This is a genomic window from Streptomyces viridochromogenes DSM 40736 (assembly GCF_000158955.1).
Classification (GTDB): Bacteria; Actinomycetota; Actinomycetes; order Streptomycetales; family Streptomycetaceae; genus Streptomyces; species Streptomyces venetus.
The window spans coordinates 7,775,732-7,800,626 of the sequence record NZ_GG657757.1; the positions used below are offsets into that span (position 1 = coordinate 7,775,732).

The window sequence follows — 24,895 nt, forward strand, 5'->3', positions numbered from 1 at the left end:
CCGTCCCGGTTTCTCAGCGCGGAGTGCCTACGCGGAGACCTCCGACCGGTCCTGACCCCACAGCGTGTGGAACGACCCGTCCTTGTCGACCCGCCGGTAGGTGTGCGCACCGAAGTAGTCCCGCTGCCCCTGCGTCAACGCCGCTGGCAGCCGCTCGGCGCGCAGGGCGTCGTAGTAGGCGAGGGCCGCGGAGAAGCCCGGCGTCGGCACGCCCTGCCGCGTCGCGGCGACCAGCACCTCGCGCCAGTCGTCCTGCGCGTCCGCGATCTCCTGCGCGAACGTCGCGTCCGACAGCAGGCTCGGCAGGTCCGGCCGGGTGTCGTACGCGGACCGGATCCGGTCGAGGAACGCCGCGCGGATGATGCAGCCGCCCCGCCACAGCGCGGACACCGCACCCAGGTCGATGTCCCAGCCGTACTCGCCGCGCGCCGCGTCGATCTCGTGGAAGCCCTGCGTGTACGACACGATCTTCGAGGCGTACAGCGCCTGCTCCACCCGGTCGGCGAAGGCCCGGGCCTCCGCCTCGCCCAGCGGCTTCGCCTGCGGCCCCGCCAGCCCGCGGGAGGCGTCCCGCAGAGCCGCGTGGCCGGAGAGGGAGCGGGCGAAGACGGCCTCCGCGATACCGGACACCGGAACGCCCAGGTCGAGGGCGATCTGGACCGTCCAGCGGCCGGTGCCCTTCTGCTCGGCCTGGTCCACCACCACGTCGACGAACGGCTTGCCCGTCTCCGCGTCCACGTGCGACAGCACCTCGGCCGTGATCTCGATCAGGTAGGAGTCGAGACGGCCCTGGTTCCAGGTGCGGAAGATCTCCGCGATCTGGGCGGGGGAGTAGCCGGCGACGTCCCGCAGCAGCTGGTACGCCTCGCCGATGAGCTGCATGTCGGCGTACTCGATGCCGTTGTGCACCATCTTCACGAAGTGCCCGGCACCGTCAGGACCCACGTGGGACACGCACGGCGAGCCGTCGGCCGCCTTCGCCGAGATCTTCTCCAGCATCGGGCCCAGCGAGTCGTACGACTCCTTCGGGCCGCCCGGCATGATGCTCGGGCCGTTGAGCGCGCCCTCCTCACCGCCGGAGACGCCCATGCCGACGAAGTGGATGCCCTGCTCGCGCAGGTCACGCTCCCGGCGCCGGGTGTCCGCGAAGTGCGCGTTGCCGCCGTCGATGATCATGTCGCCGGGCTCCAGCAGCGGGGCGAACTCCTGGATCACCGCGTCCGTCGGCTCACCGGCCTTCACCATCACGACCAGACGCCGCGGCCGCTCCAGCGCGGCCACGAACTCCTTGGCCGTCTCGCACGCGACGAAGTCCCCCTCGTCGCCGAACTCCTCGACCAGCGTCCGGGTGCGCGCGGGCGTCCTGTTGTGCACCGCCACCGTGTAGCCGTTGCGGGCGAAGTTGCGGGCGAGGTTGCGGCCCATGACCGCGAGACCCGTGACGCCGATCTGCGCTGTACTGCTCATTCGGTTGGCTCCTAAATACCTCGGTATCGGTGCTGCCGCGTGGGGCCCCACTAGCATGCCCCGCCGACCATCCTGACGTGCCGCTATTTCGGCCGCACGCGCGGGTCGCACGACGTCGCGCAGGCACATACGCACAAGAGCCCCCGTCGCACTCAGCCGATGTATGCGTCCCCGCGCACGCCGCACCCGCGCACGGCGTGGCGTACACGATGCAGAGCCGTGGCGCACGTCGCGCAACAGGGGCCTCATACCGGCCATTTGGGCAACCGGGCGGCCGATAGGCGCCTTGTCCTGGCCGGTTAGCAGCGCTTACTTTTGCCCCTCCTGACGCATGTCTAGGGGGGCTCTCGATGGCCGTACGCGGCCGGCATCGCCGGTACCAGCCGAACAGGATCAACCGCGCCTCGCTCACTGTCACGGCGGGCGGCGCGGGTATGGCGCTCCCCCTCATGGGCGCCGGAACCGCCCAGGCGGCGGACGTGGGCATCTGGAACAAGGTCGCCGCCTGCGAGTCCAGCAACAACTGGGACATCAACTCCGGCAACGGGTTCTACGGCGGGCTGCAGTTCACCCAGTCCACCTGGGAGGCCTACGGCGGCCGGGCCTACGCGGCACGTGCGGATCTGGCCGGCAAGGACCAGCAGATCGCGGTGGCCGAGAAGGTGCTCGACGGGCAGGGGCCGGGCGCCTGGCCGGTGTGCTCGGTCCGGGCGGGACTGACCCGGGGCGGGGCCGAGCCGGAGATCAGGCCGGCGGCGGAGCGGACCGGGAAGCACGCGAAGAAGAAGGCGAAGACGTCCATCGAGGACGTGCGCCCGCAGTCCACACCGCAGGCCCGGGCGGGCAGCGCCGAGATGTACACCGTGGTCCGCGGCGACACCCTCTCCGGTATCGCTCAGGAGCGCGAGGTGCGGGGCGGCTGGCGGGGCCTGTACGCCGCGAACCGCTCGGCCATAGGAGCCGACCCCGACCTGATCGTGCCGGGGCAGCGGCTCGCCCTGCGCGGCGAGGGCGCCACGAAGACGCGGCCCGCGTCCGAGCGGGTTCCGTCGGCGAAGCCGTCGCCCAAGAAGCCGTCGTCGAAGAAGCCGTCCACGTCCCGCACCGACGAACGCGCCAAGGAGCGGTCGAAGGGCGAGAGCAAGGAACGCGCCGCACGGTCCACGACAACCCGGCAGGGCCTCGTCGCGCCCGTCAGCGCGTCCCTGGGGACGCCCTACCACAAGGCGGGCTCCGCCTGGTCGAAGGGCTATCACACGGGCGTCGACTTCCCCGTGCCCACGGGCACGTCCGTCAGGTCGGTCGCGGCGGGCAGTGTGGTCAGCGCCGGGTGGGGCGGTTCGTTCGGCTACCAGGTGGTGGTCCGGCACGGCGACGGGCGCTACAGCCAGTACGCCCACCTGTCGGCGATCTCCGTGCGGGACGGGCAGACGGTGAGCGCCGGTCAGCGCATCGGCCGGTCCGGCTCCACCGGCAACAGCTCGGGCCCGCATCTGCACTTCGAGGTGCGGACGGGGCCCGGTTTCGGCACGGACGTCGACCCGATCGCTTACCTGAGGGCCGCCGGGGTCAGGATCTGACGCGCCTGCGGTGCCGGTCGACGGTGGGCAGGGCGACGTACGGAATGCCGAAGAAGGGCACGTAGGAGAACGGGCGTTCGTCGGAGGCCGCCGGCGCTTCCCCGCTCTCGTACGCGACGTCCGGGCCGGCCCCGGGCACATCGGCAGCCAGGGGCCGATGCATGAACACCGGTTCCTCACCGTCCCGTCCCGCTCCGGTCCCTCCGGACCGCGCACCATCCGCTCCGCCCAACGCCTTGGACAGCGCACCGACGGAGACGGGTGGCGCGCCCACGGTCTCGGGGAGCGCGCCCCTGGTTTCGGAGGGTGTGCTGGTGCTCTCGGGCAGCGTGCCCGTGGATGCGGCGAGCGTGCCGACGGGGATGGGCGGCGCGCTCACGGTCTCGGGTTCGCCCCCGGTTTCGGGTTGTGCGCCCGTGGTCTCGGCGAGCGTGCCCGTGGTCTGGGCGAGCGTGCCGACGGCAATGGGCAGCCCGGCGGTGGGTGCCGCTGCCCCCACCCTCTCCCAAGCTCTCGGCTTCGCTCGAGCAGGGGGGACCCCCATCGCCCCAGCGGCACGACTGCCCGCAGCGCTGCGCGGGTTCCCCGGCGCGGTTTCGCCCCCGCTCCGGGGCAGTGCGCCCCCGCTCTCAGGCATCGCACCCCCGGCCCCCAGCAGCGCGCCCACGCTCTCAGACAGCGCGCCCGCCCCGGGCGAGGCGCCCACGGGATCCGCCGAGGGGCCCAATCCCTCCAGCGAGGCGCCCACCCCGGCCAATCCGTCGCGCGGCGCGCCCAGCGTCTCGGTCGGCGCGGCGTCGCTTCCGAGGAGGGTGCTCGCAACCCCGGCCAGGTTGCCCCCGCGCTCGAACGCGGCCCCCACCGGCTCCGGCAGGCGCTTCCCGCCCCCGGTCGTTTCCCTGGCCGGTCCGGGCAGGATGACCGGCGTCGCGAGATCCCTGTCCGCGAGCCCCGTGCCGACCGGGACCAGACCCGTCCCGGCGACCTCCAGACCCGTCCCGGCGACCTCCAGGCCCGTCCCCGGCCGCTCCGGCCGGGCCTGCGCGAGCCGCTCCGTCGTCAGCAGGATCAGGCCGCCCGCCGCCACCACACCGCAGCTCAGGGCGAGCATGGTGCCGGTCGTGCCGTAGCGGAAGGTTTCGCCGAACATCGTGATGCCGACGGCGGCCGCCACCACCGGGTTCACGACCGTCAGCGTGGCCAGCGGGGCCGCGAGGCCGGCGCCCCGGTAGGAGGCCTGCGACAGCAGTATGCCGGCCGTGGCGAGGACACCGATCACGGCGAGGGACGGCACGTCCGCCGCCGACACCCCGCCGGTCCAGTCGACCGCGACGGTCTTGGTGAACACCGAGGACATGCCGAACGCGACACCGGAGGCGGTCGCCAGGAGCATGCTGCGGACCGCCGGGTGCCGATGCGCGGCCCGGGCGGCGACCATCAGCGCCACGACCGCACCGGCGGTGACGACAGCGACGGCCACCCGCTGCGCCGTGTCCAGCGACCGCACGTCGGACGCGGCGACCAGGGACAGCAGACCGGCGAGCCCCACCGTCGCCATGATCGCGCCCCGCCAGGCCGTGGAGCCCGCCTTGCGGCCGACGAACAGCGCCGCCATGGGCAGGGCCACCACGATGGTCAGCGCACCCAGCGGCTGCACCAGGCTGAGCGGGCCGTAGGCCAGCGCCACCACGTGCAGCAGTCCGCCGAGGCCGTTGAGCCCGACAGCCGCCCACCAGCCCGGCCGGCGCAGCGGCGCGTACTGCTCGCCCGGCGAGGACTCCGCCACCCGCTCCTGCACGATCGCCCCGCCCGCGTAGGCGACCGCGGAGACGAGGGACAGCAGAACGGACAACGCGAGGGAGCTCATCGGCTGCTCCTCTGCGGCAGGCGGGGTCTCTCGACCCGGCGCGGCGAACTGTCGGCTTTCATGACCAACACCCTGCCGTGTCCAGGTCTTCCCGTCGTCGTCCCTGAGCACTCATTGGGTCCTACTGCCGATGGAGTACGCGGGGAACCCCGTCATCCCCAGGGTGGGCGGCACCGGTCGGGGGTCACCGGGTCGCGTCCCTTAGGGGTCTTGGTACTACTGCTCTCGTGGACCTCGACCCCGACCTCGCCGCGCTCCGCCCGCTCGGCGGCTTCTTCGTGCTGGGCACGGAAGGAGCGGCGCCAGGGCCTCTTCCCACTCTCGCACAGGCCTACGCCGACGCGTCACCGGACGTGTGCGGAAATCCCCTGATTTTCCGGGTGCGCAAGGTCGCGAACGCCCTGCGCGCCCCGGAGTTGCGCGTCGCCGCGTCCGTCGCCCACCAGGGGCTCGCGGCCCGCCTGTGGTCCGTGGCCCTCGGCTGCGCCGCGCTCTACGGCCGCGTCCCCGACCTCGACCCCCGGCTGCTGCGCTGGGACGCGGACGGCAGCGCCCCCGACGACCTGTGGCTCACGGACGTACGGCCGCTCCCCGGGGACGCGCCGACCCTCGCGGATGTCGTCCTGCACGGCCACCTCGAGCCCCTGTCGGCGGCCCTGCGCGCCCACCACCGCCTCGCCCGCGGCCTGCTGCGGGGCAACGCCGCCTCCGCCCTGGTGGGCGCCGCCCGCGAGCTGGACCGCTGGGCTCGGCGGCACGGCCGTACGCAGACCGCGGCCCGGGCCCGTTCCCTCACCGTGGACCTCCTCGCGCACCCCCTGCTCGCGGGCACCGGAACGCTGACCGGCACTGGAACGCTCACCGGTACCGGAACGCTCACCGGCACCTCCTTCCGGCGCCGCAGCTGCTGCCTCTACTACCGGGTGCCCGGCGGGGGCGTCTGTGGCGACTGTTGCTTCACACGGCCGCCTCGCTCTTCCCCACGCGCCCCATCTGGGTGACCATGAAAGGGAACAGCCGCTGAGAGCAGGGAGTTGCGGGTGCGAGTGGGACTGCTGACCCGGGAGTACCCGCCGGACGTGTACGGCGGTGCCGGCGTCCACGTGGAGTTCCTCGCCCGGGAGCTGAGATCCCTGGTCGACCTCGACGTGCACTGCTGGGGCGAGGGCCGCGTCGACGGCGTGCGGCGCCACCGGCCGTGGTCGACGCTGGACGGCGCCAACGACGCGCTGCGCACTTTCTCCGTCGACCTCGCCATGGCGGCCGCCCTGGAAGGCCGCGAGCTGGTCCACTCCCACACCTGGTACGCCAACCTCGGCGGCCACCTCGCCAAGCTGCTGTACGGCATACCGCACGTGATGACCGCCCACTCCCTGGAGCCCCTGCGCCCCTGGAAGGCCGAGCAGCTCGGCGGTGGCTACGAGCTGTCGAGCTGGGCGGAACGCACCGCGATCGAGGCCGCCGACGCGGTGGTCGCCGTGTCGGCCGCCATGCGCGAGGACATCCTCGGCTGTTATCCAGGGCTGGACCCGGAGCGGGTCCACGTCGTGCACAACGGCATCGACACGGATCTGTACCGGCCCGACCACGGTACGGACGTCCTGGACCGGATCGGCCTCGACCGCTCCCGCCCGTACGTGCTGTTCGTCGGCCGGATCACCCGCCAGAAGGGCGTACCCCACCTGCTGCGCGCGGTACGGGACATCGACCCGGCCGCGCAGGTCGTGCTGTGCGCGGGCGCACCGGACACGCCGGAGATCGACCAGGAGTTCCGCGAGCTGTTCGGGGGGCTGAGCCGGGTCCGCGACGGCGTGTTCTGGATCCCGAGGATGCTGCCGCGCCCGGAGGTGATCCAGCTCCTCACGAACGCCGCCCTGTTCGTCTGCCCGTCGGTCTACGAGCCGCTCGGCATCGTGAACCTGGAGGCGATGGCGTGCGGGACGCCCGTGGTGGCCTCGGCGGTCGGCGGCATCCCCGAGGTCGTGGACGACGGCCGGACGGGCCTGCTGGTCCCGGTCGGCGACGACTTCGAGGCGGGGCTCGCCCGGGCCATGGACACCGTCCTGGGCGATCCGGAGGCCGCCGGGCGGATGGGCACGGCCGGGCGGGAACGCGCGGTCGCCGAGTTCGGCTGGGACGCGGTGGCCCGCCGCACGGTCCGGCTCTACGAGGAAATCCTGAAACAGGCTTAGCCCGTCCTGCTCAGGGGCAGGCATCGGGAAATCGGCGTGAGGGGAGCGGCCATGCGGCGTGGTGGTCCTTCGGTCCTGGGAGTCGTGCTGGCCGGCGGTGAGGGCAAACGTCTGATGCCCCTGACCGCGGACCGCGCCAAACCCGCGGTCACCTTCGGCGGTACCTACCGCCTGGTGGACTTCGTCCTGTCCAACCTCGTCAACGGCGACATCCTGCGCATCTGCGTCCTGACGCAGTACAAGTCGCACTCGCTGGACCGGCACGTCACCACCACCTGGCGGATGTCCAACCTACTCGGCAACTACGTCACGCCCGTGCCCGCCCAGCAGCGCCTCGGCCCCCACTGGTACCTGGGCAGCGCCGACGCGATCCTGCAGTCGCTGAACCTCGTCTACGACGAGCAACCCGAGTACGTCGCCGTCTTCGGCGCCGACCACGTCTACCGCATGGACCCGCGCCAGATGCTCGCCCAGCACATCGAGAGCGGCGCGGGCGTCACGGTGGCCGGGATCCGGGTGCCGCGCACCGAGTCCTCGGCCTTCGGGGTGATCACGCCGGGCTCCGACGGCCAGACGGTGGAGCGCTTCCTGGAGAAGCCCACCGCCCCGCCGGGCCTCGCCGACGACCCCGACTCCGTCTTCGCCTCCATGGGCAACTACATCTTCACCACGAAGGCCCTGATCGAGGCGCTCCGGCGGGACGCGGAGGAAGAGTCCTCCGTGCACGACATGGGCGGCTCGATCCTGCCCCAGCTCACCGACCGGGGCGAGGCCGCGCTGTACGACTTCAGCGCCAACCACGTGCCCGGCGAGACCACTCGCGACCAGGGCTACTGGCGGGACGTCGGAACGCTCGACGCCTACTACGAGGCCCACATGGACCTGATCGCCGAGCGCCCCGCCTTCAACCTGTACAACCGCGACTGGCCCATCTACACGCACTCGTACCAGCTCTCGCCGGCCCGCTTCAACGCCGGCGGCATCGCCAGCGAGTCCATCATCAGCGCGGGCTGCCTCGTCCGCGGGCAGGTCACGCGGTCCGTGCTGTCGCCCGGTGTCGTGGTCGACCCGGGAGCCGTGGTGCAGGGCTCGGTGCTCCACGACAACGTGCACATCGGCCGGGGCGCCGTGGTGCGCGGCGCCGTCCTCGACAAGAACGTGGACGTGCCGCCGGGCGCGACGATCGGCGTCAACCCGGAGCGGGACGCCGAGCTGTACACGGTGTCCCGGGGCGGGGTCATCGCCCTGGGGAAGGGGCAGCTGGTCACCTGACGGGACGCGGCCCGGCAACTTTGTCCTGCCACTGGACGAAGAGCGGAATCCGTGTTGTCATGCCACCTCCTGTACATGACAACGTTGTTACGGAGGTTCCGTGCGTACCGGACGCCTCAGAAACCGGACCGCGTTACTGCTCGCCGCGCTCCTCGCCCTCACCGGCCTGACCGTGGCACCCGCCCTGGCGGACGACCCCGAGGAGATCCACGGCCTCAAGGGGGAGTACTACACCCAGTCCGCCCCCGGCGCCTTCGACTTCCACACCCTCAAGGCGACGACCTTCGACCAGTACCTCGACTTCGACAACCTGGAGCCGCGCCTGAACTTCACCACCGGCCGGTCGGACGACGTCAGCGTCCGCTGGACCGGCAGGATCGTCCCCGAGAAGACCGGCGCCCACACCTTCTCGATCATCGGCGACAACGGCTTCCGCCTGTGGATCGACGGAGAGCTCGCCATCGACCACTGGGTGGACGACTGGGACCGTGAACAGAGCGCCCGGCCCGTCGAGCTGACCGCCGGCCAGGCCTACGACATCAAGGTCGAGTACTTCGAGCACTACGGCGGCTCCAACCTCCACCTGCGCTGGACCCAGCCCGGCGGCGGCAAGGAGCCCGTACCGCAGTCGGCCTTCCGCCTCCCCGCCGGCTTCGACTACGACGGGGCCCTCGCGGCCACCGTCCAGTCCACCGGCCGCACCCTGAAGCTCGACTTCGCACAGGCCCTCGCCGCACCCCCGGCGGGTTTCACCGACCACCTCAAGGCCGTGATCGGCGGCGCCGAGTGGCCCCTGGGTGAGGCACGTCCGGACCCGTCCGACCCCACGTCCCTCCTGGTCGCCCTCGACGAACCCGTCGTCGGCAACAAGACCGGCACGGCCCGCGGCACGGCGGACATCCGCTACGACGGCCGAGGCGGCCTCTCCGATACCGACGGCAACGTTGTCAAGGAGTTCCTGAGCAGCGGCTCCAACCACTCGACGTACCAGCTGCGCACCCGCTGGGCCGACGAGGTCGGACCCGGCAACGCCCACCCGGAGTACCCGCGCCCGCAGCTGACCCGGGACGCCTGGCAGAGCCTCAACGGCCGCTGGCAGTTCGCCGCCGCCCAGCCGGGCGAGCAGCCGCCCGTCGGCAGGACGCTGAAGGAGCGCATCCTCGTCCCGTACCCGGTGGAGTCCCAGCTCTCCGGCGTCGAACGGCACGAGGACCGCATGTGGTACCGCCGCACCTTCACGGTCCCGGCCGACTGGCACATCGGCTCCGGCAAGCGGCTCAAACTCAACTTCGGCGCCGTCGACTGGCGCTCCGAGGTCTACGTCAACGGCACGAAGGTCGCCACGCACGAGGGCGGCTACGACAAGTTCGCCGCCGACGTCACGGACGCGCTGAAGCCCGGCCGCACCCAGGAACTGATCGTCGGTGTGTACGACCCGACCGACGCGGCGTCCGGCGAGAACCCGCCGCTCGGCAAGCAGCGCCTCGACCCGAGCGGCATCTGGTACACCCCGTCCTCCGGCATCTGGCAGACGGTCTGGATGGAGCCGGTGGCCCGCGATCACGTGGACTCCCTCAAGCTCACGCCGGACGTGGCGGGCGAGAAGCTGACCGTGGAGGCCCGGGGCGTCCGGGACGGCGTACCGGTCACGGCGACCGCGTACGACGGCCGGCGCAAGGTGGCCACGGCTAGCGGCCGCACCGGCCGTCCCCTGACCCTGACCGTCCACGACCCGCACCTGTGGTCGCCCGACGACCCCTTCCTCTACCGCCTGGAGGTGAAGGCCGGCGCCGACCGGGTCGGCAGCTACTTCGGGATGCGCTCCATCGCCGTCGAGAAGGTCGACGGCGTGCCGCGCACCGTCCTCAACGGCAAGCCGGTCTTCATGATGGCCACCCTCGACCAGGGCTTCTGGCCGGACGGCCTGCACACCGCGCCCACCGACGAGGCCCTCGCCTACGACCTGAAGGCGCACAAGCGGCTCGGCTTCAACGCGGTCCGCAAGCACATCAAGGTCGAGCCGGACCGCTGGTTCTACTGGGCCGACCGGCTGGGTCTGCTGGTGTGGCAGGACATGCCGGCGATGACGGCCGGGGTGAACCCGAGCACCGCCTCCCGCGCCCGATACGAGCGTGAGATGAAGGAGATGATCGACGAGCACATCAGCAGCCCCTCGGTCGTCATGTGGGTGACCTTCAACGAGGGCTGGGGCCAGTACGACGTCGGCCGGGTGGCCGAACAGGCCAAGGCCTGGGACCCCACCCGGCTGGTCAACGGCCAGTCCGGCCTCAACCTCGGCGCCGACGGCGGCACCGGCGACATCATGGACGAGCACGGCTATCCCAGCCCGGCCCTGCCGCCCCGCCCCGACGGCGAGCGCGCCCTGGTCAGCGGCGAGTACGGCGGCCTGGGGCTGGCGGTGCCCGGCCATGCCTGGTCGGTGCAGCAGTCGTACGTCGACGTCGACCCGGCCACCTACACCGAGGACTACCTGACGAAGCTGGACGAGGTCCGGGCGCTGGCCTGCGAGGGCGGCAACGGCGCCGTGTACACCCAGATCGCGGACGTCGAGGGCGAGCTGAACGGCTTCCTCACCTACGACCGGGCCGTGCTGAAACCGGACACGGCCCGGCTGAAGTCCGCCCACGAGGCGTTGATCCGTGACGCCTCCCGGGTGACTCCCACGGGGTGCCCGGCGCCGCAACCTGTGTTGGACTGATCACACATGCACCATAAGTCCCGCCCCTCTCGTGGGGGCGGGACTTAATCTGCTGTTAACTGTATGTAGCGTGATCGTACTTGACCGTAATCGGCGTAGGGCGATTGACTGCTGGCCCACCCGTCGTCGACGCGAGGCAAGCCCTTGACTGCTGACCTGCTCGCTCCTCTCGACCTGGCGTTCTGGAACATCGAGTCCGCGGAACACCCGATGCACCTCGGCGCGCTCGGGATCTTCACCGCCCACTCGCCGGCCGCCGGCGCCCATGCGGCGGACCTGCTCGCGGCCCGTGCCGCCGGCGTGCCCGGCCTGCGCATGCGCATCCGTGACGTGTGGCAGCCACTCGCCGCCGCCCTGCGCCGGCCGCTCGCCTTCGGCGGCGCGGCCCGCGAGCCCGACCCGGACTTCGACCCCCTGAACCACGTGCGGCTGCACGCCCCGACCGCCGACTTCCACGAGGTGGCGGGCCGGCTCATGGAGCGCCCGCTGGAGCGCGGACGGCCTCCGTGGGAGGCCCACGTGGTGCCGGGCGAGGACGGCGTCTCCTACGCGGTGCTGTTCAAGTTCCACCACGCCCTGGCCGACGGGCTGCGGGCCCTGACCCTCGCCGCCGGCGTCCTGGACCCCATGGACCTGCCGACCCCACGGCCCCGCCCCGCCGAGCCCGCCCGCCCGCTGCTGCCCGACGTGCGCGAGCTCCCGGGCCTGGTGCGCGGTGCCCTCTCCGACGTGGGCCGGGCCCTGGACATCGGCGCCTCCGTCGCCCGCTCCTCCCTCGACGCGCGCTCCAGCCCCGCGCTCACCTGCGAGCCGAGCGGCACCCGCCGCACCGCCGGAGTACTCCTCGACCTCGACGACGTGCACCGCGTCCGCAAGACCGTCGGCGGCACCGTCAACGACGTCCTGATCGCGGTCGTCGCGGGCGCCCTGCGCCGCTGGCTCGACGAGCGCGGCGACGGCAGCGAGGAGGTCGCGCCCCGCGCCCTGATCCCTGTCTCCAAGCGCCGCCCGCGCACCGCCTACCCGCAGGGCAACCGGCTCTCCGGCTACCTGATACGGCTTCCGGTGGACGACCCGGACCCGCTGGCCCGTCTCGCCGCGGTCCGCACCGCCATGGACCGCAACAAGGACGCCGGCCCCAACCGGGGCGCGGGCGCCGTCGCGCTGCTCGCCGACCACGTCCCGGCGCTCGGCCACCGGCTCGGCGGACCCCTGGTCGGCCAGGCGGCCCGGCTCTGGTTCGACATCCTGGTCACCAGCGTGCCGCTGCCCAGCCTCGGCCTGAGGCTCGGCGGCAACCCGCTCACCGCCGTCTTCCCCTTCGCCCCGCTCGCCCCCGGCCACTCACTGGCCGTGGCGGTCTCGACGTACCGGGGGAGTGTCCACTACGGCCTCGTGGCCGACGGCAGAGCCGTGCCGGACCTCGACCGGCTCGCCGCCGCCTTCTTCGAGGAGGTGCGGACGCTGAGTGCGGCCTGCCGTTCCTGAATCGAGCGGGTTTGGCGGTGCGGCCGGGCACTGAAGTAAAATCCGCCCTTCGAATGCGGGCGCGACCGGCGCGCCGCGACGGCAGAGCAGGGAACGACAGCGGCGATGACGGTGACACAGGACGGCCCGCAGGCCATGGACGAGGCGAGCGGGCTCTCGTACGGACCCGGCATCGACCCGGAGCGCCTGGCCGTCTGCCTCAGCGTGCTCGAGGAACTCGACAAGCTGGAGGTCGACCACCCGGACGCCATCGCCGTGCGCCGGGCCACCGCGGGCGTCTACCGCACGGTCAAGCAGCGCCGCCGCCAGGAGCGCCGGGCCGCCAAGACCGCCCACGACAAGGCGGTCACGGAGGCCACGGCGACGGGGTCGGCCCAGCGCATCGACGACGAGACCGAGGGCCTGCTGCCGTCGTCGAACACCGATGAGGGCAGGATCGCGGGGATACTCCAGCGCCCGCGCTCCTGCTACACCTGCAAGACCCGGTACGTGGAAGTCGACTACTTCTACCACCAGCTCTGTCCGGACTGCGCCCGCGTGAACCGCGAGAAGCGCGACGTCCGCGCCGACCTCACCGGCAAGCGCGCCCTGCTCACCGGCGGCCGCGCCAAGATCGGCATGTACATCGCGCTGCGGCTGCTGCGCGACGGTGCGCACACCACGATCACCACCCGGTTCCCCAAGGACGCCATCCGCCGTTTCAAGGCCATGGACGACTCGGCGGACTGGATGCACCGCCTGGAGGTCGTCGGTATCGACCTGCGCGACCCGGCCCAGGCCGTGGCGCTCGCCGAGCAGGTCGCCGAGGCGGGCCCGCTCGACATCCTCGTCAACAACGCGACCCAGACCGTACGCCGGCTGCCGTCCGCCTACGCCGCCCTGGTCGAGGGCGAGAGCGCCCCGCTGCCCGCGGGAGAGCTGCCCGCCCACCACGTCATCGGCGCCTTCAACTCCGGCGCGGTCGACGGCCTGGCCGCCCTGCCCCTCGGCACCAGCGGGCTCGACGCCCAGAAGGTCGCCGACCTGGCCCTGGTCGCGGGCAACGCCAGCGTCGAGCGGCACCTCGACGGCACGGCCATCGACGCGGGCGGCCTGGTCCCCGACGTCGTCGACTCCAACACCTGGGTCCAGACGATCGACCAGATCTCCCCGGTGGAGCTGCTGGAGACGCAGCTCTGCAACTACACGTCGCCGTTCATCCTGATCAGCGCGTTGCGCCCGGCCATGGCCGTGGCCGCGAAGAAGGCGGAGAGCGGGCGCGCGTACGTCGTGAACGTCTCGGCGATGGAGGGGGTCTTCGGGCGCGGTTACAAGGGTGCCGGGCATCCCAACACGAACGCCGCGAAGGCCGCGATGAACATGGTGACGCGCACCAGTGCGCAGGAGATGTTCCAGACCGACGGGATCCTGATGACCTCGGTCGACACGGGGTGGATCACGGACGAGCGGCCTCACTACGACAAGCTGCGGCTTGCCGACGCGGGGTTCCATGCGCCGCTGGACCTGGTCGACGGGGCGGCGCGGGTGTATGACCCGATCGTCCGGGGGGAGGCCGGGGAGGATCTGTACGGGGTGTTCTTGAAGGATTACGCGCCCGGGAAGTGGTAGGGGCTTCGGGTGCGGGTTGAGTGTGGTTGCTCGCACCCACGCGGCGGAGCCGCACCTCTACACGGTCCCGCGCCCCTGAAGGGTCGGGGTACGCGCTGCCCTTACGCGGGTGCCGCCGTCTACCACCAGGTCTGCTCCCGTCACCCACTCCGCCGCGTCCGAGGCGAGCCATAGGACGGCTCGTGCGATGTCCTCCGGCTCGCCGATCCGGCCGAGCGGCAGGGCCGCCGACACCTCTGATTCGGTCGGTTCCCACACGAACCGGGCCATCTCTGTGCGTACCAGGCCGGGGGAGACGGAGTTCACCCGGACCCGGGGTCCCAGCTCGCCCGCGAGCTGCTGGGTCAGGTGGAGCAGCGCCGCCTTGCTCGTGCCGTAGGCGCCCACGTTCGGGCCGACGTGTGCGGCGCCCTCCGTGCACACGTTGATCACCGTGCCGCCGTGCTCCGACATCCAGGCACGCCAGGCGCACTGCGCGAGCCTGAGGGGTGCCTCGACGTTGATCACGAAGGCCGTGCGCCAGTCTCCGGGGTCGGCCTCCATCAGCGGCCCGTACGGCTGGTTCGTCGCCGCGTTGTTGACCAGGATGTCGAGGCGGCCGAACTCGCGCAGGGCCAGGTCGGTCAGGCGGCGGGGGTGGCCGGGGTCGGCGACGTCGCCGGCGAGGCCGACGCCGCCCAGTTCCGCGGCGGTGCGCCGCACCTCGTCGGCGTCCCGCGCGGTGACGCACACCAGCGCCCCTGCCGACGCGAGGGCCTGAGCGACCGCGCGTCCGATGCCGCGTGTGGCGCCCGTGATCACGGCGGCTCTGCCCTGAAGTCCGTACGGTGCCGGTGTCATCGGCGTACCGTCTCATGACGAGCCGTCAGTCGACAGCCCCGCGACGGGAGTTGCGGGCCGCCGGCCGTTCCAGGACCGTGCGCCAGTCCTCCAGGACCCCGGCGTCGAACCCGGCCGTGCGGCCCTCCTCGGCCGCCAAGCGCAGGGTGAGGAGGTCGTCGTCGCTGCGCGATCGGCTCGAAAACGTCGCCGTGGGCATACGCCGATCGGGTGATCCGCGAAAGGGACTCAGAGTGACGAATCGGTTCCTAAACCCGGGGTGAACACCAGATGACGCGCGATTGTTACCGCTCGTTTTCAGCCCCATCGAGCGGTGGCCTGCTCATTTGGTTAATCTGAGGCAGGCGGACAGCAGCACGGGTCCTACCCACACCCAGGGTCCGTCATGGGACAAGCCGGTTCACCACTGCCTGCGCTCCCGCGAGTTACCGGCGCCACCGCGTCCGAACTGCATTTGGCATCAGAAGCCCCCGTGGGCGTCAGGCGCAGCAGGACCGGCGCACACGTCCCGAGGGTGACCGACACATAAGGAGTGCGCGGTGACACCGGAGAAGACGAATCGCGAGCAACGCCCCAAGGAACGCACCGAGGGCAAGGGCCGCCGGTCCGACAAGCTCGGCAGCCTCGATGTGTGGGCCCGGTCGGCCCCGATCCGCCTCGCGGGTTACGAGGAGGACCTCGCCGAGCCCCACATCCTGCCCAGCGTCGACTGACGGGGGCGGCCCCTTCGCGATCGCCGAACGCATGGGCGTGCCAGACTCGCACCCATGCTGATCAGGGAAGCAACGGCTGACGACTGGACTCGCATCTGGCCGTTCTGGCGCCGCATCGTCGCCGCGGGCGAGACCTACGCCTGGGACCCGGGCACCTCCGAGGAGGAGGCCCGGGTTCTGTGGATGAACCCGGCGAAACGCGTCTACGTCGTCGAGGACGACAACGCCACCGTCGTCGCCTCCGCCTACCTCACCCCCAACTACGGTGGCCCCGCCTCTGGCATCGCCAACGCCGGCTTCATGGTCGACCCCGGCCGGGGCGGCCGCGGCTACGGCCGGGCCCTCGCCGAACACCTCCTGACCGAAGCCGGGGCGGCCGGCTACCGCGGCATGGTGTTCAACGCCGTGGTCGAGACCAACCCGGCCGTGAAACTGTGGACCTCCCTGGGCTTCACGATCCTCGGCACGGTGCCCGACGCGTTCGAGCATCCCCGACACGGCCTCGTGGGGCTGCACATCATGTACCGGGCGCTCTAGAGCATCGGGAGGGTTCATGGCCGGCTTCGCGACCAGACCTCTGGAAGCGGCCACCTGGCCGGACTTCGCCGACCTCGTCGAGCGGCACAAGGGTGTGTGGGGCGGCTGCTGGTGCATGGCCTTCCACGCCGAGGGCGTGGGCCGCGCCAGGACCCCGGAGCAGAACCGCTCCGAGAAGGAGGCCCGGGTCCGCCAGGGCCGCGCACACGCCGCCCTCGTCTACGACGGCCCGGACTGCGTCGGCTGGTGCCAGTTCGGGCCGCCCTCCGAACTGCCCCGCATCAAACACCGGCGGGCCTACGACAAGGACGTCGGCACCCCTCCGGACTGGCGGATCACCTGCTTCTTCGCCGACCGGGCCCACCGCCGCAGGGGCGTGGCCGCCGCCGCCCTCGAAGGCGCCCTCCAGGAGATCGCGCGGCTCGGCGGCGGCGATGTGGAGGGCTACCCCGAGGATGCCGAGGGCCGGTCGGTCTCCGCGTCCTTCCTCTACAGCGGCACGGTGGCGCTGTTCCAGCGGCAGGGCTTCGAGCGGGTCCGGCGCCTCGGCAAGAACCACTGGGTGGTCGCCCGGACGGTTTTGCCGGCGGCCGTCAGGGACGGACGTACGGGCGGGTCATGATCTCCATGTTGTGGCCGTCGGGGTCGTCGAAGTAGGCGCCGCGACCGCCGAAGAGGTCGTTGACCCGGCCGGGGTCGGTGTGGGCCGGGTCGGCGTAGTAGGTGACCCCCAGCGTCTCCAGGCGGGCGATCATGGTGTCGAACTGGTCCTCGGGCACCAGGAACGCGTAGTGCTGCGACTGGACCGGCTCGTCGCGCTTCTCGTAGTAGTCGAGGGTCACACCGTTGCCCAGGTCGACCGGGAGGAACGGGCCGAAGGGGGCGCCCACCTCCAGGCCCAGGACGGCCGCCAGGAACTCGGCGGACAGGCGGCGGTCCGAGGCGAGGACAGCGGTGTGGTTCAGGTGGGCGACCGTCGTGGGCGGTTCGGGCGCGTGCTGTGCGTGGGACATGCGTGGGTGCGTCTCCAGTCTTGGGATCCGTGTGCCGCGCCGCGGTGGCGCGAGGGGAGGGGGACACGGAGACGGGAGGCGGGGCTCGTGCCCTCTCCGGCTCTCGGCGGAGCCTGCGCGGGGTCGCCCCCGCCGCGCTCACGCCGAGGCCGGGCGCCTCACTCGTGCATGGCCTACGGCCGACCCGGCAGTCACCCGGCCGACCCTAGTCCATCGGCGCCGTACGCCGCCACGGGTTTCGTTCCTGCAACTGCTCGGCCAGAGCGAGGAGTTGCTGCTCCGAGCCGGGGCGGCCGACCAGCTGCACGGCGCAGGGCGCACCGGAGGGAAGCATTCCGCACGGGATCGACATGGCGGGCCAGCCGGTCAGGTTCCACGGGGGCGTCATGGGCGAGTGGTTGGTGTTGGCCAGCAGGTTGCTCAGCCAGCCCCGCTCGTGCCAGGGCCCGGCCTTCGGTGAGCGGCGGGCGAGCGTGGGCGTGAGCAGCACGTCGTACTCGGCGAAGAACGGCTCCAGCCGCCGACGCAGCCGCTCCCGGCTCGTCCCCGAGCGCACGGTGGCGACGAAGGGCCGGCCGAGTCCCGCGTGGACCCGGGTGCGCCGGGCCAGCAGACGGGGATCGAGGTGCCGGGCGTCCGTCGCGGTGCCCGCCGTCCAGTGGGCCAGCGACGTCAGGGGCAGCGACGCCGGGTAGGGCGGGTCGGCGCGCCGGACCTGGTGGCCCGCCTTCATCAGCACCCCGGCCGCTTCCCGCGTGGCCGCCGCGTACGGCCGGCTGACGGTGACGCCGGCCAGTGGACTGCGCAGCGACACGGCGACCCTGAGGGCCCCGGGTTCGGCGCGCTGCGGGGCCCGCGGGTCGTCCGCGAGCACCGCGAGCATCAGCCGGGCGTCCTCGACGGTGGTGGCGAGCGGCCCGTTCTCCGACATGCCGAACCAGTCGCTGTCACCGACACCCGCCGGAACCAGCCCCCGGCCCGGCTTGATGGTGACGAGACCGCAGTTGGCGGCCGGTATGCGCAAAGAGCCCATGCCGTCGTTACCAAGGGCGACCGGCACCATCCCGGCGGCGACGGCGGCGGCACTGCCGCCCGACGAACCGCCCGCCGTACGGCTCGGGTCCCAGGGGTTGCGTGCCGTGCCGAACACCCCGTCCGAGGTGGCGAAGACGCACAGCTCCGGCACGTTCGTCAGGCCCACGACCACCGCGCCCGCCGCCCGCAGCCGGGCCACCGTCACATGGTCCTCATCAGCCGGTGTGTCCGGGGTCGCGGCCGAGCCGACACGGACGGACTCGCCGCGCACCGCGAGGTTGTCCTTGACGGCCACCGGCACCCCGGCCAGGGGCAGTTCGGCGAAGTCGCCGCGCGCCGCCACCTCGTCGGCCTCGGCCAGTGCCGCCTCGGCACGCACCGTGCGAAAGGCCCCGACCCGGGCGTCGAGCCGCCCGATCCGGTCGAGGTGCTCGGCGACCACCTCGCGAGGGGTGACCCGCTTCTCGCGGACGGCGGCGGATATCTCGGCGGCGGTGCGGCCGGCCCAGGTGGTCACAGGAGCTCCTCGGAGTGTGCGGCGGGACAGGCTTACTGGCGAGTACGTAGGGAGAACTGTGCACCGGAGAGGGGCGCGCGTCGAGGCCACCGGCCGGTCGATGCGCCTTTGCTCGCCCGACGCGCCCTCGGACATCCGATCAATCACTCAACGAGCAGGCCTGCACGGCCCATTGACAGTGACCGGTGCCAGATCAACGATCAGACACCCGATGAATGGGGAGCCGACTGAGCGTGGAAGACGGCGGGTGCGGTGGCCCGGCATCGTGGCGGCGCTGACGCTGCTCCTCACCGCGGCACCGGCGGCTCCGGCGGTCGCGCGGGACAGGCCCCGAACACCGGTCACCGTGCCCGCACTCACCGACTGGTCCCCGGAACCCGGCAGTTACGCCTACGGCCGGAACACCCGGCCACGGTACGGTCCCTGTCGCCGGGGGAGCCGCCCGGGCCGGTGACATCGTCGTCGACATCAGGCCGGGCAGGAGAGCGCTCGGCCCGGAGGGCTACGAACTCCATGCGGGCCCACGGCTCTCGGTCACCGGCGCGACCGAGACCGACGCCCTCTACGGCACCCGGACCCTCCTCCAGCTCCTGGCGCAGGATGACCGCGCCCCCGCCGGACGCACCGTCGACGTGCCGCGCCACAGGGAACACGGGGGTCGGCGTCTGCGCCACGGCGCCCGGACCGTGGCCTCGCCCGGCCGGGGCACCGTCGACCTCGGCCGGGAGCGGGAGGTGGACCGGGTCCGGCTGGGGGAGGGAGGACATCCGGCACGGTCAGCAGGTCGAGGCCTTCGTGGTGGAGGTGTATCGCGATGGGGGCTGGACGGAGGTGGCCCGGGCAGGGGTGATCGGCGCGAGCCGCATCCTGCCACTGCCCGCCGCCGTGCGCGCCCGGCGGTCGCGGGTGCGGGTGACCGGGGCGCGAGGTCCCGTGCGCATCGCCGAGTTCGGGCTGTACCGGTCCCGGGTCTGACGGGTTCGTGGCGCAGGTCACATGGGTCGATGTCACATCGTGGGGAGCCGCCGACTCATAGGGGTGTACGCACCGACAACGACAGAGGAGCTCATCATGAGCGCGCGTCTGGACCCCTTCGCCACCGCGAGTGCCGGCAAGCTCGTCAAGCAGTTCACCTCCGTGGGGCGGCTGGTGGTGGAGTCACCGCTGCCGGCCGCGACCCGGGAACTGGTCTCGCTGCGTGTCAGCCAGATCAACGGGTGCGCGGTCTGCATCGACATGCACACCAAGGAGGCCGGCGCCGCGGGCGAGTCCTCCGTACGTCTGCATCTGGTCGCGGGGTGGCGGGAGGCCACCGTCTTCACCGAGGCCGAGCGGGCCGCGCTGGAGCTGGCCGAGCAGGCAACGCGTATCGCGGACGGGGCCGGCGGGGTCCCGGACGAGGTCTGGGAGCGGGCCGTCAAGCACTACGACGAGGACCAGCTGATGGCGCTGGTGACCCTGATCGCCTTCATGAACGCGGCGAACCGGCTGAACGTCGTCCTCCAGCAGCCCGCCGGGGACTACCGGCCCGGCCAGTTCAAGTAGCGGCGACCCACCGGGCCCTGGGCCGGTCCTAGGGCCCGAGCTGCGCTCGCATCCACTCCTCCACCTCGCCCACGTGAGCGGCCGCCGCCGCGCGGGCCGCCTCCGGGTCGTGGGCGGCCAGGGCGCGGTGGATCGCCGCGTGTTCGCGGCGGGTGCGGGCGAAGGCGCCCTCCTCCTGGTAGCCGCGCCAGACGCGGGCCCGGAAGGTCCGTGACGACAGGCCCTCCAGGATCGCGGCCATGGTGTCGTTGCCCGCCGCCGCCGCGATCACACGGTGGAAGGCCAGGTCGTGGGCGATGATCTCCTCCGGATCGTCCGTGGCGTTCATCGCCGCCAGGTGCCGCTCGACCTCGGCGAGCTGTTCCTCGCTGATACGGGCGGCGGCCAGCGCCGTCGCCGTCGACTCCAGGATCCGCCGTACCTCCAGCAGTTCCACCAGGCGCGGACCGCGCGACAGGTCCGCCACCACACCGAAGGTCTCCAGCAGGTCGCCGGCCTCCAGCAGGGTCACGTAGATGCCCGACCCGTGCCGGGCCTCCAGCACGCCCAGCACGGTGAGCGCGCGGATCGCCTCCCGCATCGAGCTGCGGGAGATGCCGAGCTGGGCGGCCAGGTCCCGTTCGGTCGGCAGCCGCTGTCCCGGCTCCAGCAGGCCCTCGCCGATCATCGCCTTGATCCGCTCGATGGCGCGCTGGGTCACGGTGCCCTTCTGCGGGGCTGTCTCGTCGTCCACGCCGTTCCTCCGATCACGCGCTCCGGCGCAGTCTAACCAGCAGGGTGGTCGGACCACTATGAGCCGGGAACGCGGAAATCTGACGTCGCGGGGTGTTCTGGCGGGGGAGTGGTCTGATAAGTATGCGGCATCTGCTGGAACACCCGGTCGATGGGAGCCCCCTGAGATGCCCGCAAGCACAGTGCGGAAGCGGAACACGTCCCGGATCCTCGGCGCGGTGGTCCTGGCCACCGGAGCCTCGCTGGTGCTCGCCGCGTGCGGCAGCACCAAGGACACCGGCGCCTCCGGGGCCGGCGGTGGTGGCGGCAGCGGCAAGGTCGGGGTCGTCCTGCCCCTGCTGACCTCGCCGTTCTGGCAGTCGTACAACGACTACGTGCCGAAGATGGCGAAATCCGAGGGCGTCGACGCGATGAAGACGGTCAACTCCAACAGCGACCCCTCGCAGCAGATCACCGACATCAACAACCAGCTCAACCAGGGCGTCAAGGGTCTGGTCGTCGCCCCGCTGGACAGTGCCGCCATCGAGGCGGGCCTCGACCAGGCCGAACGCAAGGGCGTGCCGGTCGTCGCCGTGGACGTGGCGCCCGACAAGGGCAAGGTCGCCATGGTGGTCCGGGCGAACAACGTGGCGTACGGCGAGAAGGCCTGCCAGTACCTCGGCGAGCACATCACCTCCGGCAAGGTCGTGCAGATCATGGGCGACCTCGCCTCGGTCAACGGCCGCGACCGCTCCGAGGCGTTCCGCACCTGCGCGAAGAAGAACTTCCCGAAGCTGAAGGTCCTGGAGATCCCCGCCAAGTGGGAGTCCGACACCGCGGCCTCCAAACTCGACACCCTCCTCAACGCCAACCCCGACATCAAGGGCATCTACATGCAGGCGGGCGGTGTGTATCTCGCACCGACCCTCCAGACCCTCAAGTCCAAGGGCATGCTGAAGAAGGCCGGGCAGAAGGGCCACATCACCGTCGTCTCCAACGACGGCATCCCGCAGGAGTTCGACGCGATCCGCAAGGGCGAGATCGACGCGACCGTCTCCCAGCCCGCCGACGCCTACGCCAAGTACGGCATGTACTACATCAAGGCGGCGATGGCAGGGAAGACCTTCAAGCCCGGCCCGACCGACCACGACTCGACCATCGTCAAGCTGCCCAGCGGCATCCTGGAGGACCAGTTGCCCGCGCCGCTGGTGACGAAGGACAACGTCGACGACCCCAAGCTCTGGGGCAACACGGTCAAATGAGCGCCCCACTGGTTGAAGCGCGCGGCGTCGTCAAGCGGTACGGCCCCACCACCGCCCTCGCCGACGGCCGGCTCGCCGTCCTGCCCGGCGAGTCCCACGCCCTCGTCGGCCGCAACGGCGCAGGCAAGTCGACACTCGTCAGGATCCTCACCGGTCTCGAGGCACCCGACGAGGGCGCCGTCCGCTTCGACGGCGACCCCGCGCCCCCGCTCACCGACCGCGACGCCTGGCGCGCCAAGGTCGCCTGCGTCTACCAGCACCCGACCGTCGTCCCCGAACTGACCGTCGCGGAGAACCTGTTCATCAACCGTCAGCCGCTCAAGCGGGGGTTCATCAGCTGGCGCCGCCTGAAGGCCGAGGCGGCCCGGCTCCTCGACACCTGGGACGTGCGTGTCGACCCCGACGCCCGCACCGCCGACCTCAAGGTCGAGGACCGGCAGATGGTCGAGATCGCCCGGGCCCTGAGCTTCGGCGCCCGCTTCATCATCCTCGACGAACCCACCGCCCAGCTCGACAACCGGGAGATCGAGCGGCTGTTCAGCCGTATGCGGGCCCTCCAGGACTCGGGCGTCACCTTCCTGTTCATCTCGCATCACCTCCAGGAGGTGTACGAGGTCTGCCAGACCGTCACGGTCCTGCGCGACGCCCGCTGGATCACCACCGCGCCGGTCGCCGACCTCCCGCGCCGGGACCTGGTGGAGGCCATGGCCGGGGAGTCGATCGAGGTCCTCGCCGAGCAGGCCGTGGACCCCGGGGACGACGACCGCGACGCCCCCGTGCTCCTCGATGTCCGTGGGCTCACCTCACCGGCGTACCGGGACATCGACCTCACCGTCCGCCGCGGCGAGGTCGTCGGACTCGCCGGTTCCAGCGCCAGCGGCAAGATCGAGCTGGCCGAGTCCTTCACCGGGCTGCACACTCCCACGAGCGGCACGGCCCGCATCGACGGCACGCCGCTGCCGTTCGGCGACGTCCAGGCCACGCTGAAGGCCGGCGTCGGCTTCGTCCCCCGCGACCGGCACGACCAGGGCCTGGTCTTCGGCATGTCCATCGGCGACAACGCCACCCTCAGCGTCCTGGACCGGCTCGGCCGCTTCGGCTTCGTCGGCACCGACACCAAGCGCGATGTCGCCACCGCCCTGATCGAACGCCTCGACATCCACGCCGCGGGACCCGACCAGCCCGTCTCCGACCTGTCCGGCGGCAACGCGCAGAAAGTCGTCATGGCCCGGGCCCTCGCCTCCGACCCCCGGCTCCTCGTCCTCGTCAACCCCACCGCGGGCGTCGACGTGAAGTCCAAGGAGTCCCTGCTCGCCCGGGTCGACAGCGCCCGCGACGACGGCACCGCCGTGCTCGTCGTCTCCGACGAACTCGACGACCTCAGGCGCTGCGACCGCGTCCTCGTCCTCTTCCACGGCCGGGTCGTCGCCGAGCACCGGGCGGGCTGGCGCGACCACGAGCTCATCGCCTCCATCGAAGGAGTGGACCATGGCTGACACCAAGGCGGCCCCGCCGCTCGCGCCCGCGCGAGCCACCGACCCGCGCGCCGCCAAGGCAGTCCTGCTCCGCCGGGCCCGCGAACTCGCCCTCGTCCCCGCCCTGTTGCTCCTCCTCGTGCTCGGCGCGGTGGTCAACGACTCGTTCCTCACCGAGCGCAACCTCATCTCGATCCTCGGCGCCTCCGCCGCCCTCGCCATGGTCGTGCTCGCCGAGTCGCTCGTACTGATCACCGGCAAGTTCGACCTGTCCCTGGAATCGGTCGTCGGCATCGCGCCCGCCGTCGGCGCGCTGCTCGTGCTGCCCGCCGCCCAGTCCGGCTGGGGCACCGAACTCCCCGCCGCACTCGCACTGCCGGCCGTCCTGGTGGCCGGCGCGGCCGTCGGCGCCTTCAACGGCGTCCTGGTCGTGAAGTTCAAGCTCAACGCGTTCATCGTGACGCTCGCGATTCTGATCGTGCTGCGCGGCCTGCTGGTCGGCGCCACCAAGGGCAAGACGCTGTTCGGGATGCCCGACAGCTTCTACTCGCTGGCGACCACCACCTTCCTCACCGTCCCGCTGTCGGTGTGGGTGGCCGCGCTCGCCTTCTCCGTCGCCGGGCTGGTCCTGAAGTACCACCGCGTCGGGCGCGCCCTGTACGCCATCGGCGGCAACGCGGACGCGGCCCGGGCGGCGGGCATCCGGGTGGAACGGGTCATGCTCGGCGTGTTCGTCGTCGCGGGTGTCCTCGCCGCGGTCGGCGGCATCATGCAGACCGGGTACGTCGGCGCGATCAGCGCCAACCAGGGCCAGAACATGATCTTCACCGTGTTCGCGGCCGCGGTGATCGGCGGCATCGCCCTCGACGGCGGCAAGGGCACCATGTTCGGCGCCCTGACCGGCGTACTCCTTCTGGGGGTCGTGCAGAACCTGCTCACCCTCGCCCAGGTGCCGTCGTTCTGGATCCAGGCCATCTACGGCGGGATCATCCTGGTCGCCCTCATGATCGCCCGGGTCACCACCGGCCGGGCCCAGGACTGACGCCCCCGCCCC

At 71.9% G+C, this 24,895-nt stretch carries 21 protein-coding genes and 2 pseudogenes; 16 read left to right on the top strand and 7 right to left on the bottom strand.

Annotated features, from left to right (window positions below; all coding sequences use genetic code 11):
* Positions 1–27: 27 nt before the first annotated feature.
* A complete protein-coding gene (gene gndA, locus SSQG_RS34010) occupies positions 28–1,467 on the bottom strand; it encodes an NADP-dependent phosphogluconate dehydrogenase (protein WP_003994516.1) in 1,440 nt (479 codons plus the stop codon).
* 350 nt (positions 1,468–1,817) lie between these two features.
* Between gndA and SSQG_RS34015 the strand changes: the two genes are divergently transcribed.
* Positions 1,818–3,047, top strand: coding sequence for a peptidoglycan DD-metalloendopeptidase family protein (locus tag SSQG_RS34015; RefSeq protein ID WP_003994517.1), 1,230 nt, complete (start codon positions 1,818–1,820; stop codon positions 3,045–3,047).
* Positions 3,048–4,074: 1,027 nt separating this feature from the next.
* Here the strand turns inward: SSQG_RS34015 and SSQG_RS40750 are convergent.
* Positions 4,075–4,914, bottom strand: a pseudogene (locus SSQG_RS40750) (DMT family transporter); the annotation flags it as partial.
* Positions 4,915–5,141: 227 nt separating this feature from the next.
* Between SSQG_RS40750 and SSQG_RS34025 the strand changes: the two are divergent.
* From SSQG_RS34025 to SSQG_RS34050, 6 genes are all read left to right on the top strand, one after another.
* Complete coding sequence (locus SSQG_RS34025; RefSeq protein ID WP_003994519.1) at positions 5,142–5,915, top strand: (2Fe-2S)-binding protein; 774 nt, start codon at positions 5,142–5,144, stop codon at positions 5,913–5,915.
* A 39-nt stretch (positions 5,916–5,954) separates the two neighbouring features.
* Positions 5,955–7,106, top strand: a complete 1,152-nt coding sequence (gene glgA / locus SSQG_RS34030) for a glycogen synthase (protein WP_039934218.1) — start codon at positions 5,955–5,957, stop codon at positions 7,104–7,106.
* A gap of 51 nt (positions 7,107–7,157) precedes the next feature.
* On the top strand, positions 7,158–8,378 hold the full coding sequence (gene glgC / locus SSQG_RS34035) for a glucose-1-phosphate adenylyltransferase (RefSeq protein WP_003994521.1): 1,221 nt from the start codon (positions 7,158–7,160) through the stop codon (positions 8,376–8,378).
* A 100-nt stretch (positions 8,379–8,478) separates the two neighbouring features.
* Positions 8,479–11,097 (top strand): glycoside hydrolase family 2, encoded by a 2,619-nt coding sequence (locus SSQG_RS34040; RefSeq protein ID WP_003994522.1) that lies wholly within the window; start codon positions 8,479–8,481, stop codon positions 11,095–11,097.
* Between the two features lie 144 nt (positions 11,098–11,241).
* Positions 11,242–12,585: a wax ester/triacylglycerol synthase family O-acyltransferase gene (locus SSQG_RS34045; RefSeq protein WP_003994523.1), complete on the top strand. Its 1,344-nt coding sequence runs from the start codon at positions 11,242–11,244 to the stop codon at positions 12,583–12,585.
* Positions 12,586–12,690: 105 nt separating this feature from the next.
* Complete coding sequence (locus tag SSQG_RS34050; protein WP_003994524.1) at positions 12,691–14,193, top strand: SDR family NAD(P)-dependent oxidoreductase; 1,503 nt, start codon at positions 12,691–12,693, stop codon at positions 14,191–14,193.
* A 57-nt stretch (positions 14,194–14,250) separates the two neighbouring features.
* Here the strand turns inward: SSQG_RS34050 and SSQG_RS34055 are convergent, their stop codons facing one another.
* Together SSQG_RS34055 and SSQG_RS41580 are read right to left on the bottom strand one after the other, a co-directional pair.
* The gene (locus tag SSQG_RS34055) at positions 14,251–15,033 is read right to left on the bottom strand and encodes an SDR family oxidoreductase (RefSeq protein WP_003994525.1); all 783 of its coding nucleotides are present in this window, start codon (positions 15,031–15,033) and stop codon (positions 14,251–14,253) included.
* 25 nt (positions 15,034–15,058) lie between these two features.
* Complete coding sequence (locus SSQG_RS41580) at positions 15,059–15,232, bottom strand: hypothetical protein (RefSeq protein WP_158681163.1); 174 nt, start codon at positions 15,230–15,232, stop codon at positions 15,059–15,061.
* Between the two features lie 340 nt (positions 15,233–15,572).
* Between SSQG_RS41580 and SSQG_RS41140 the strand changes: the two genes are divergently transcribed.
* From SSQG_RS41140 to SSQG_RS34065, 3 genes are read left to right on the top strand one after another with little or no spacing between them, the layout of a single operon-like run.
* Positions 15,573–15,746: a hypothetical protein gene (locus SSQG_RS41140; protein WP_003994527.1), complete on the top strand. Its 174-nt coding sequence runs from the start codon at positions 15,573–15,575 to the stop codon at positions 15,744–15,746.
* A gap of 54 nt (positions 15,747–15,800) precedes the next feature.
* Positions 15,801–16,283, top strand: a complete 483-nt coding sequence (locus tag SSQG_RS34060; protein WP_003994528.1) for a GNAT family N-acetyltransferase — start codon at positions 15,801–15,803, stop codon at positions 16,281–16,283.
* A 16-nt stretch (positions 16,284–16,299) separates the two neighbouring features.
* Complete coding sequence (locus SSQG_RS34065) at positions 16,300–16,905, top strand: GNAT family N-acetyltransferase (protein WP_003994529.1); 606 nt, start codon at positions 16,300–16,302, stop codon at positions 16,903–16,905.
* On the opposite strand, the gene SSQG_RS34070 is transcribed toward SSQG_RS34065, so the two are convergent.
* Both SSQG_RS34070 and SSQG_RS34075 read right to left on the bottom strand, forming a co-directional pair.
* Positions 16,877–17,296 carry a VOC family protein gene (locus SSQG_RS34070; RefSeq protein ID WP_003994530.1) on the bottom strand — a complete coding sequence of 140 codons (420 nt, stop codon included), beginning with the start codon at positions 17,294–17,296 and terminating at the stop codon, positions 16,877–16,879. The two genes, SSQG_RS34065 and SSQG_RS34070, sit on opposite strands and share 29 nt — an antisense overlap.
* A gap of 205 nt (positions 17,297–17,501) precedes the next feature.
* Positions 17,502–18,848, bottom strand: a complete 1,347-nt coding sequence (locus SSQG_RS34075; protein WP_039934220.1) for an amidase — start codon at positions 18,846–18,848, stop codon at positions 17,502–17,504.
* Between the two features lie 467 nt (positions 18,849–19,315).
* Between SSQG_RS34075 and SSQG_RS43790 the strand changes: the two are divergent.
* From SSQG_RS43790 to SSQG_RS34085, 3 genes and pseudogenes are all read left to right on the top strand, one after another.
* Positions 19,316–19,420 (top strand): annotated as a pseudogene (locus tag SSQG_RS43790) (hypothetical protein); the annotation flags it as partial.
* Positions 19,421–19,643: 223 nt separating this feature from the next.
* Positions 19,644–19,823, top strand: coding sequence for a hypothetical protein (locus SSQG_RS43795; RefSeq protein ID WP_003994534.1), 180 nt, complete (start codon positions 19,644–19,646; stop codon positions 19,821–19,823).
* A gap of 96 nt (positions 19,824–19,919) precedes the next feature.
* Positions 19,920–20,393, top strand: a complete 474-nt coding sequence (locus SSQG_RS34085; RefSeq protein WP_003994535.1) for a carboxymuconolactone decarboxylase family protein — start codon at positions 19,920–19,922, stop codon at positions 20,391–20,393.
* A gap of 28 nt (positions 20,394–20,421) precedes the next feature.
* Here SSQG_RS34085 and SSQG_RS34090 read toward each other — a convergent pair whose 3' ends face one another.
* Positions 20,422–21,126: a FadR/GntR family transcriptional regulator gene (locus SSQG_RS34090; RefSeq protein WP_003994536.1), complete on the bottom strand. Its 705-nt coding sequence runs from the start codon at positions 21,124–21,126 to the stop codon at positions 20,422–20,424.
* A gap of 166 nt (positions 21,127–21,292) precedes the next feature.
* On the opposite strand from SSQG_RS34090, the gene SSQG_RS34095 reads away from it, so the two are divergent.
* The 3 genes from SSQG_RS34095 to SSQG_RS34105 are packed head-to-tail and all read left to right on the top strand — an operon-like array spanning position 21,293 to position 24,883.
* A complete protein-coding gene (locus SSQG_RS34095) occupies positions 21,293–22,366 on the top strand; it encodes a sugar ABC transporter substrate-binding protein (protein WP_039934222.1) in 1,074 nt (357 codons plus the stop codon).
* The gene (locus tag SSQG_RS34100; RefSeq protein WP_039934224.1) at positions 22,363–23,862 is read left to right on the top strand and encodes a sugar ABC transporter ATP-binding protein; all 1,500 of its coding nucleotides are present in this window, start codon (positions 22,363–22,365) and stop codon (positions 23,860–23,862) included. The genes SSQG_RS34095 and SSQG_RS34100 overlap by 4 nt, the downstream gene beginning before the upstream one ends.
* On the top strand, positions 23,855–24,883 hold the full coding sequence (locus tag SSQG_RS34105) for an ABC transporter permease (protein WP_003994539.1): 1,029 nt from the start codon (positions 23,855–23,857) through the stop codon (positions 24,881–24,883). Before SSQG_RS34100 ends, SSQG_RS34105 begins: the two co-directional genes overlap by 8 nt.
* The last annotated feature ends 12 nt before the right edge of the window (positions 24,884–24,895 follow it).

Coding starts and splice junctions, on each gene's coding strand:
- gndA (WP_003994516.1), bottom strand. CDS start 1,467: ATGAGCAGTACAGCGCAGATCGGCGTCACGGGTCTCGCGGTCATGGGC.
- SSQG_RS34015 (WP_003994517.1), top strand. CDS start 1,818: ATGGCCGTACGCGGCCGGCATCGCCGGTACCAGCCGAACAGGATCAAC.
- glgC (WP_003994521.1), top strand. CDS start 7,158: ATGCGGCGTGGTGGTCCTTCGGTCCTGGGAGTCGTGCTGGCCGGCGGT.
- SSQG_RS34050 (WP_003994524.1), top strand. CDS start 12,691: ATGACGGTGACACAGGACGGCCCGCAGGCCATGGACGAGGCGAGCGGG.
- SSQG_RS34055 (WP_003994525.1), bottom strand. CDS start 15,033: ATGACACCGGCACCGTACGGACTTCAGGGCAGAGCCGCCGTGATCACG.
- SSQG_RS41580 (WP_158681163.1), bottom strand. CDS start 15,232: ATGCCCACGGCGACGTTTTCGAGCCGATCGCGCAGCGACGACGACCTC.
- SSQG_RS34060 (WP_003994528.1), top strand. CDS start 15,801: ATGCTGATCAGGGAAGCAACGGCTGACGACTGGACTCGCATCTGGCCG.
- SSQG_RS34065 (WP_003994529.1), top strand. CDS start 16,300: ATGGCCGGCTTCGCGACCAGACCTCTGGAAGCGGCCACCTGGCCGGAC.
- SSQG_RS34070 (WP_003994530.1), bottom strand. CDS start 17,296: ATGTCCCACGCACAGCACGCGCCCGAACCGCCCACGACGGTCGCCCAC.
- SSQG_RS34085 (WP_003994535.1), top strand. CDS start 19,920: ATGAGCGCGCGTCTGGACCCCTTCGCCACCGCGAGTGCCGGCAAGCTC.
- SSQG_RS34095 (WP_039934222.1), top strand. CDS start 21,293: ATGCCCGCAAGCACAGTGCGGAAGCGGAACACGTCCCGGATCCTCGGC.
- SSQG_RS34100 (WP_039934224.1), top strand. CDS start 22,363: ATGAGCGCCCCACTGGTTGAAGCGCGCGGCGTCGTCAAGCGGTACGGC.
- SSQG_RS34105 (WP_003994539.1), top strand. CDS start 23,855: ATGGCTGACACCAAGGCGGCCCCGCCGCTCGCGCCCGCGCGAGCCACC.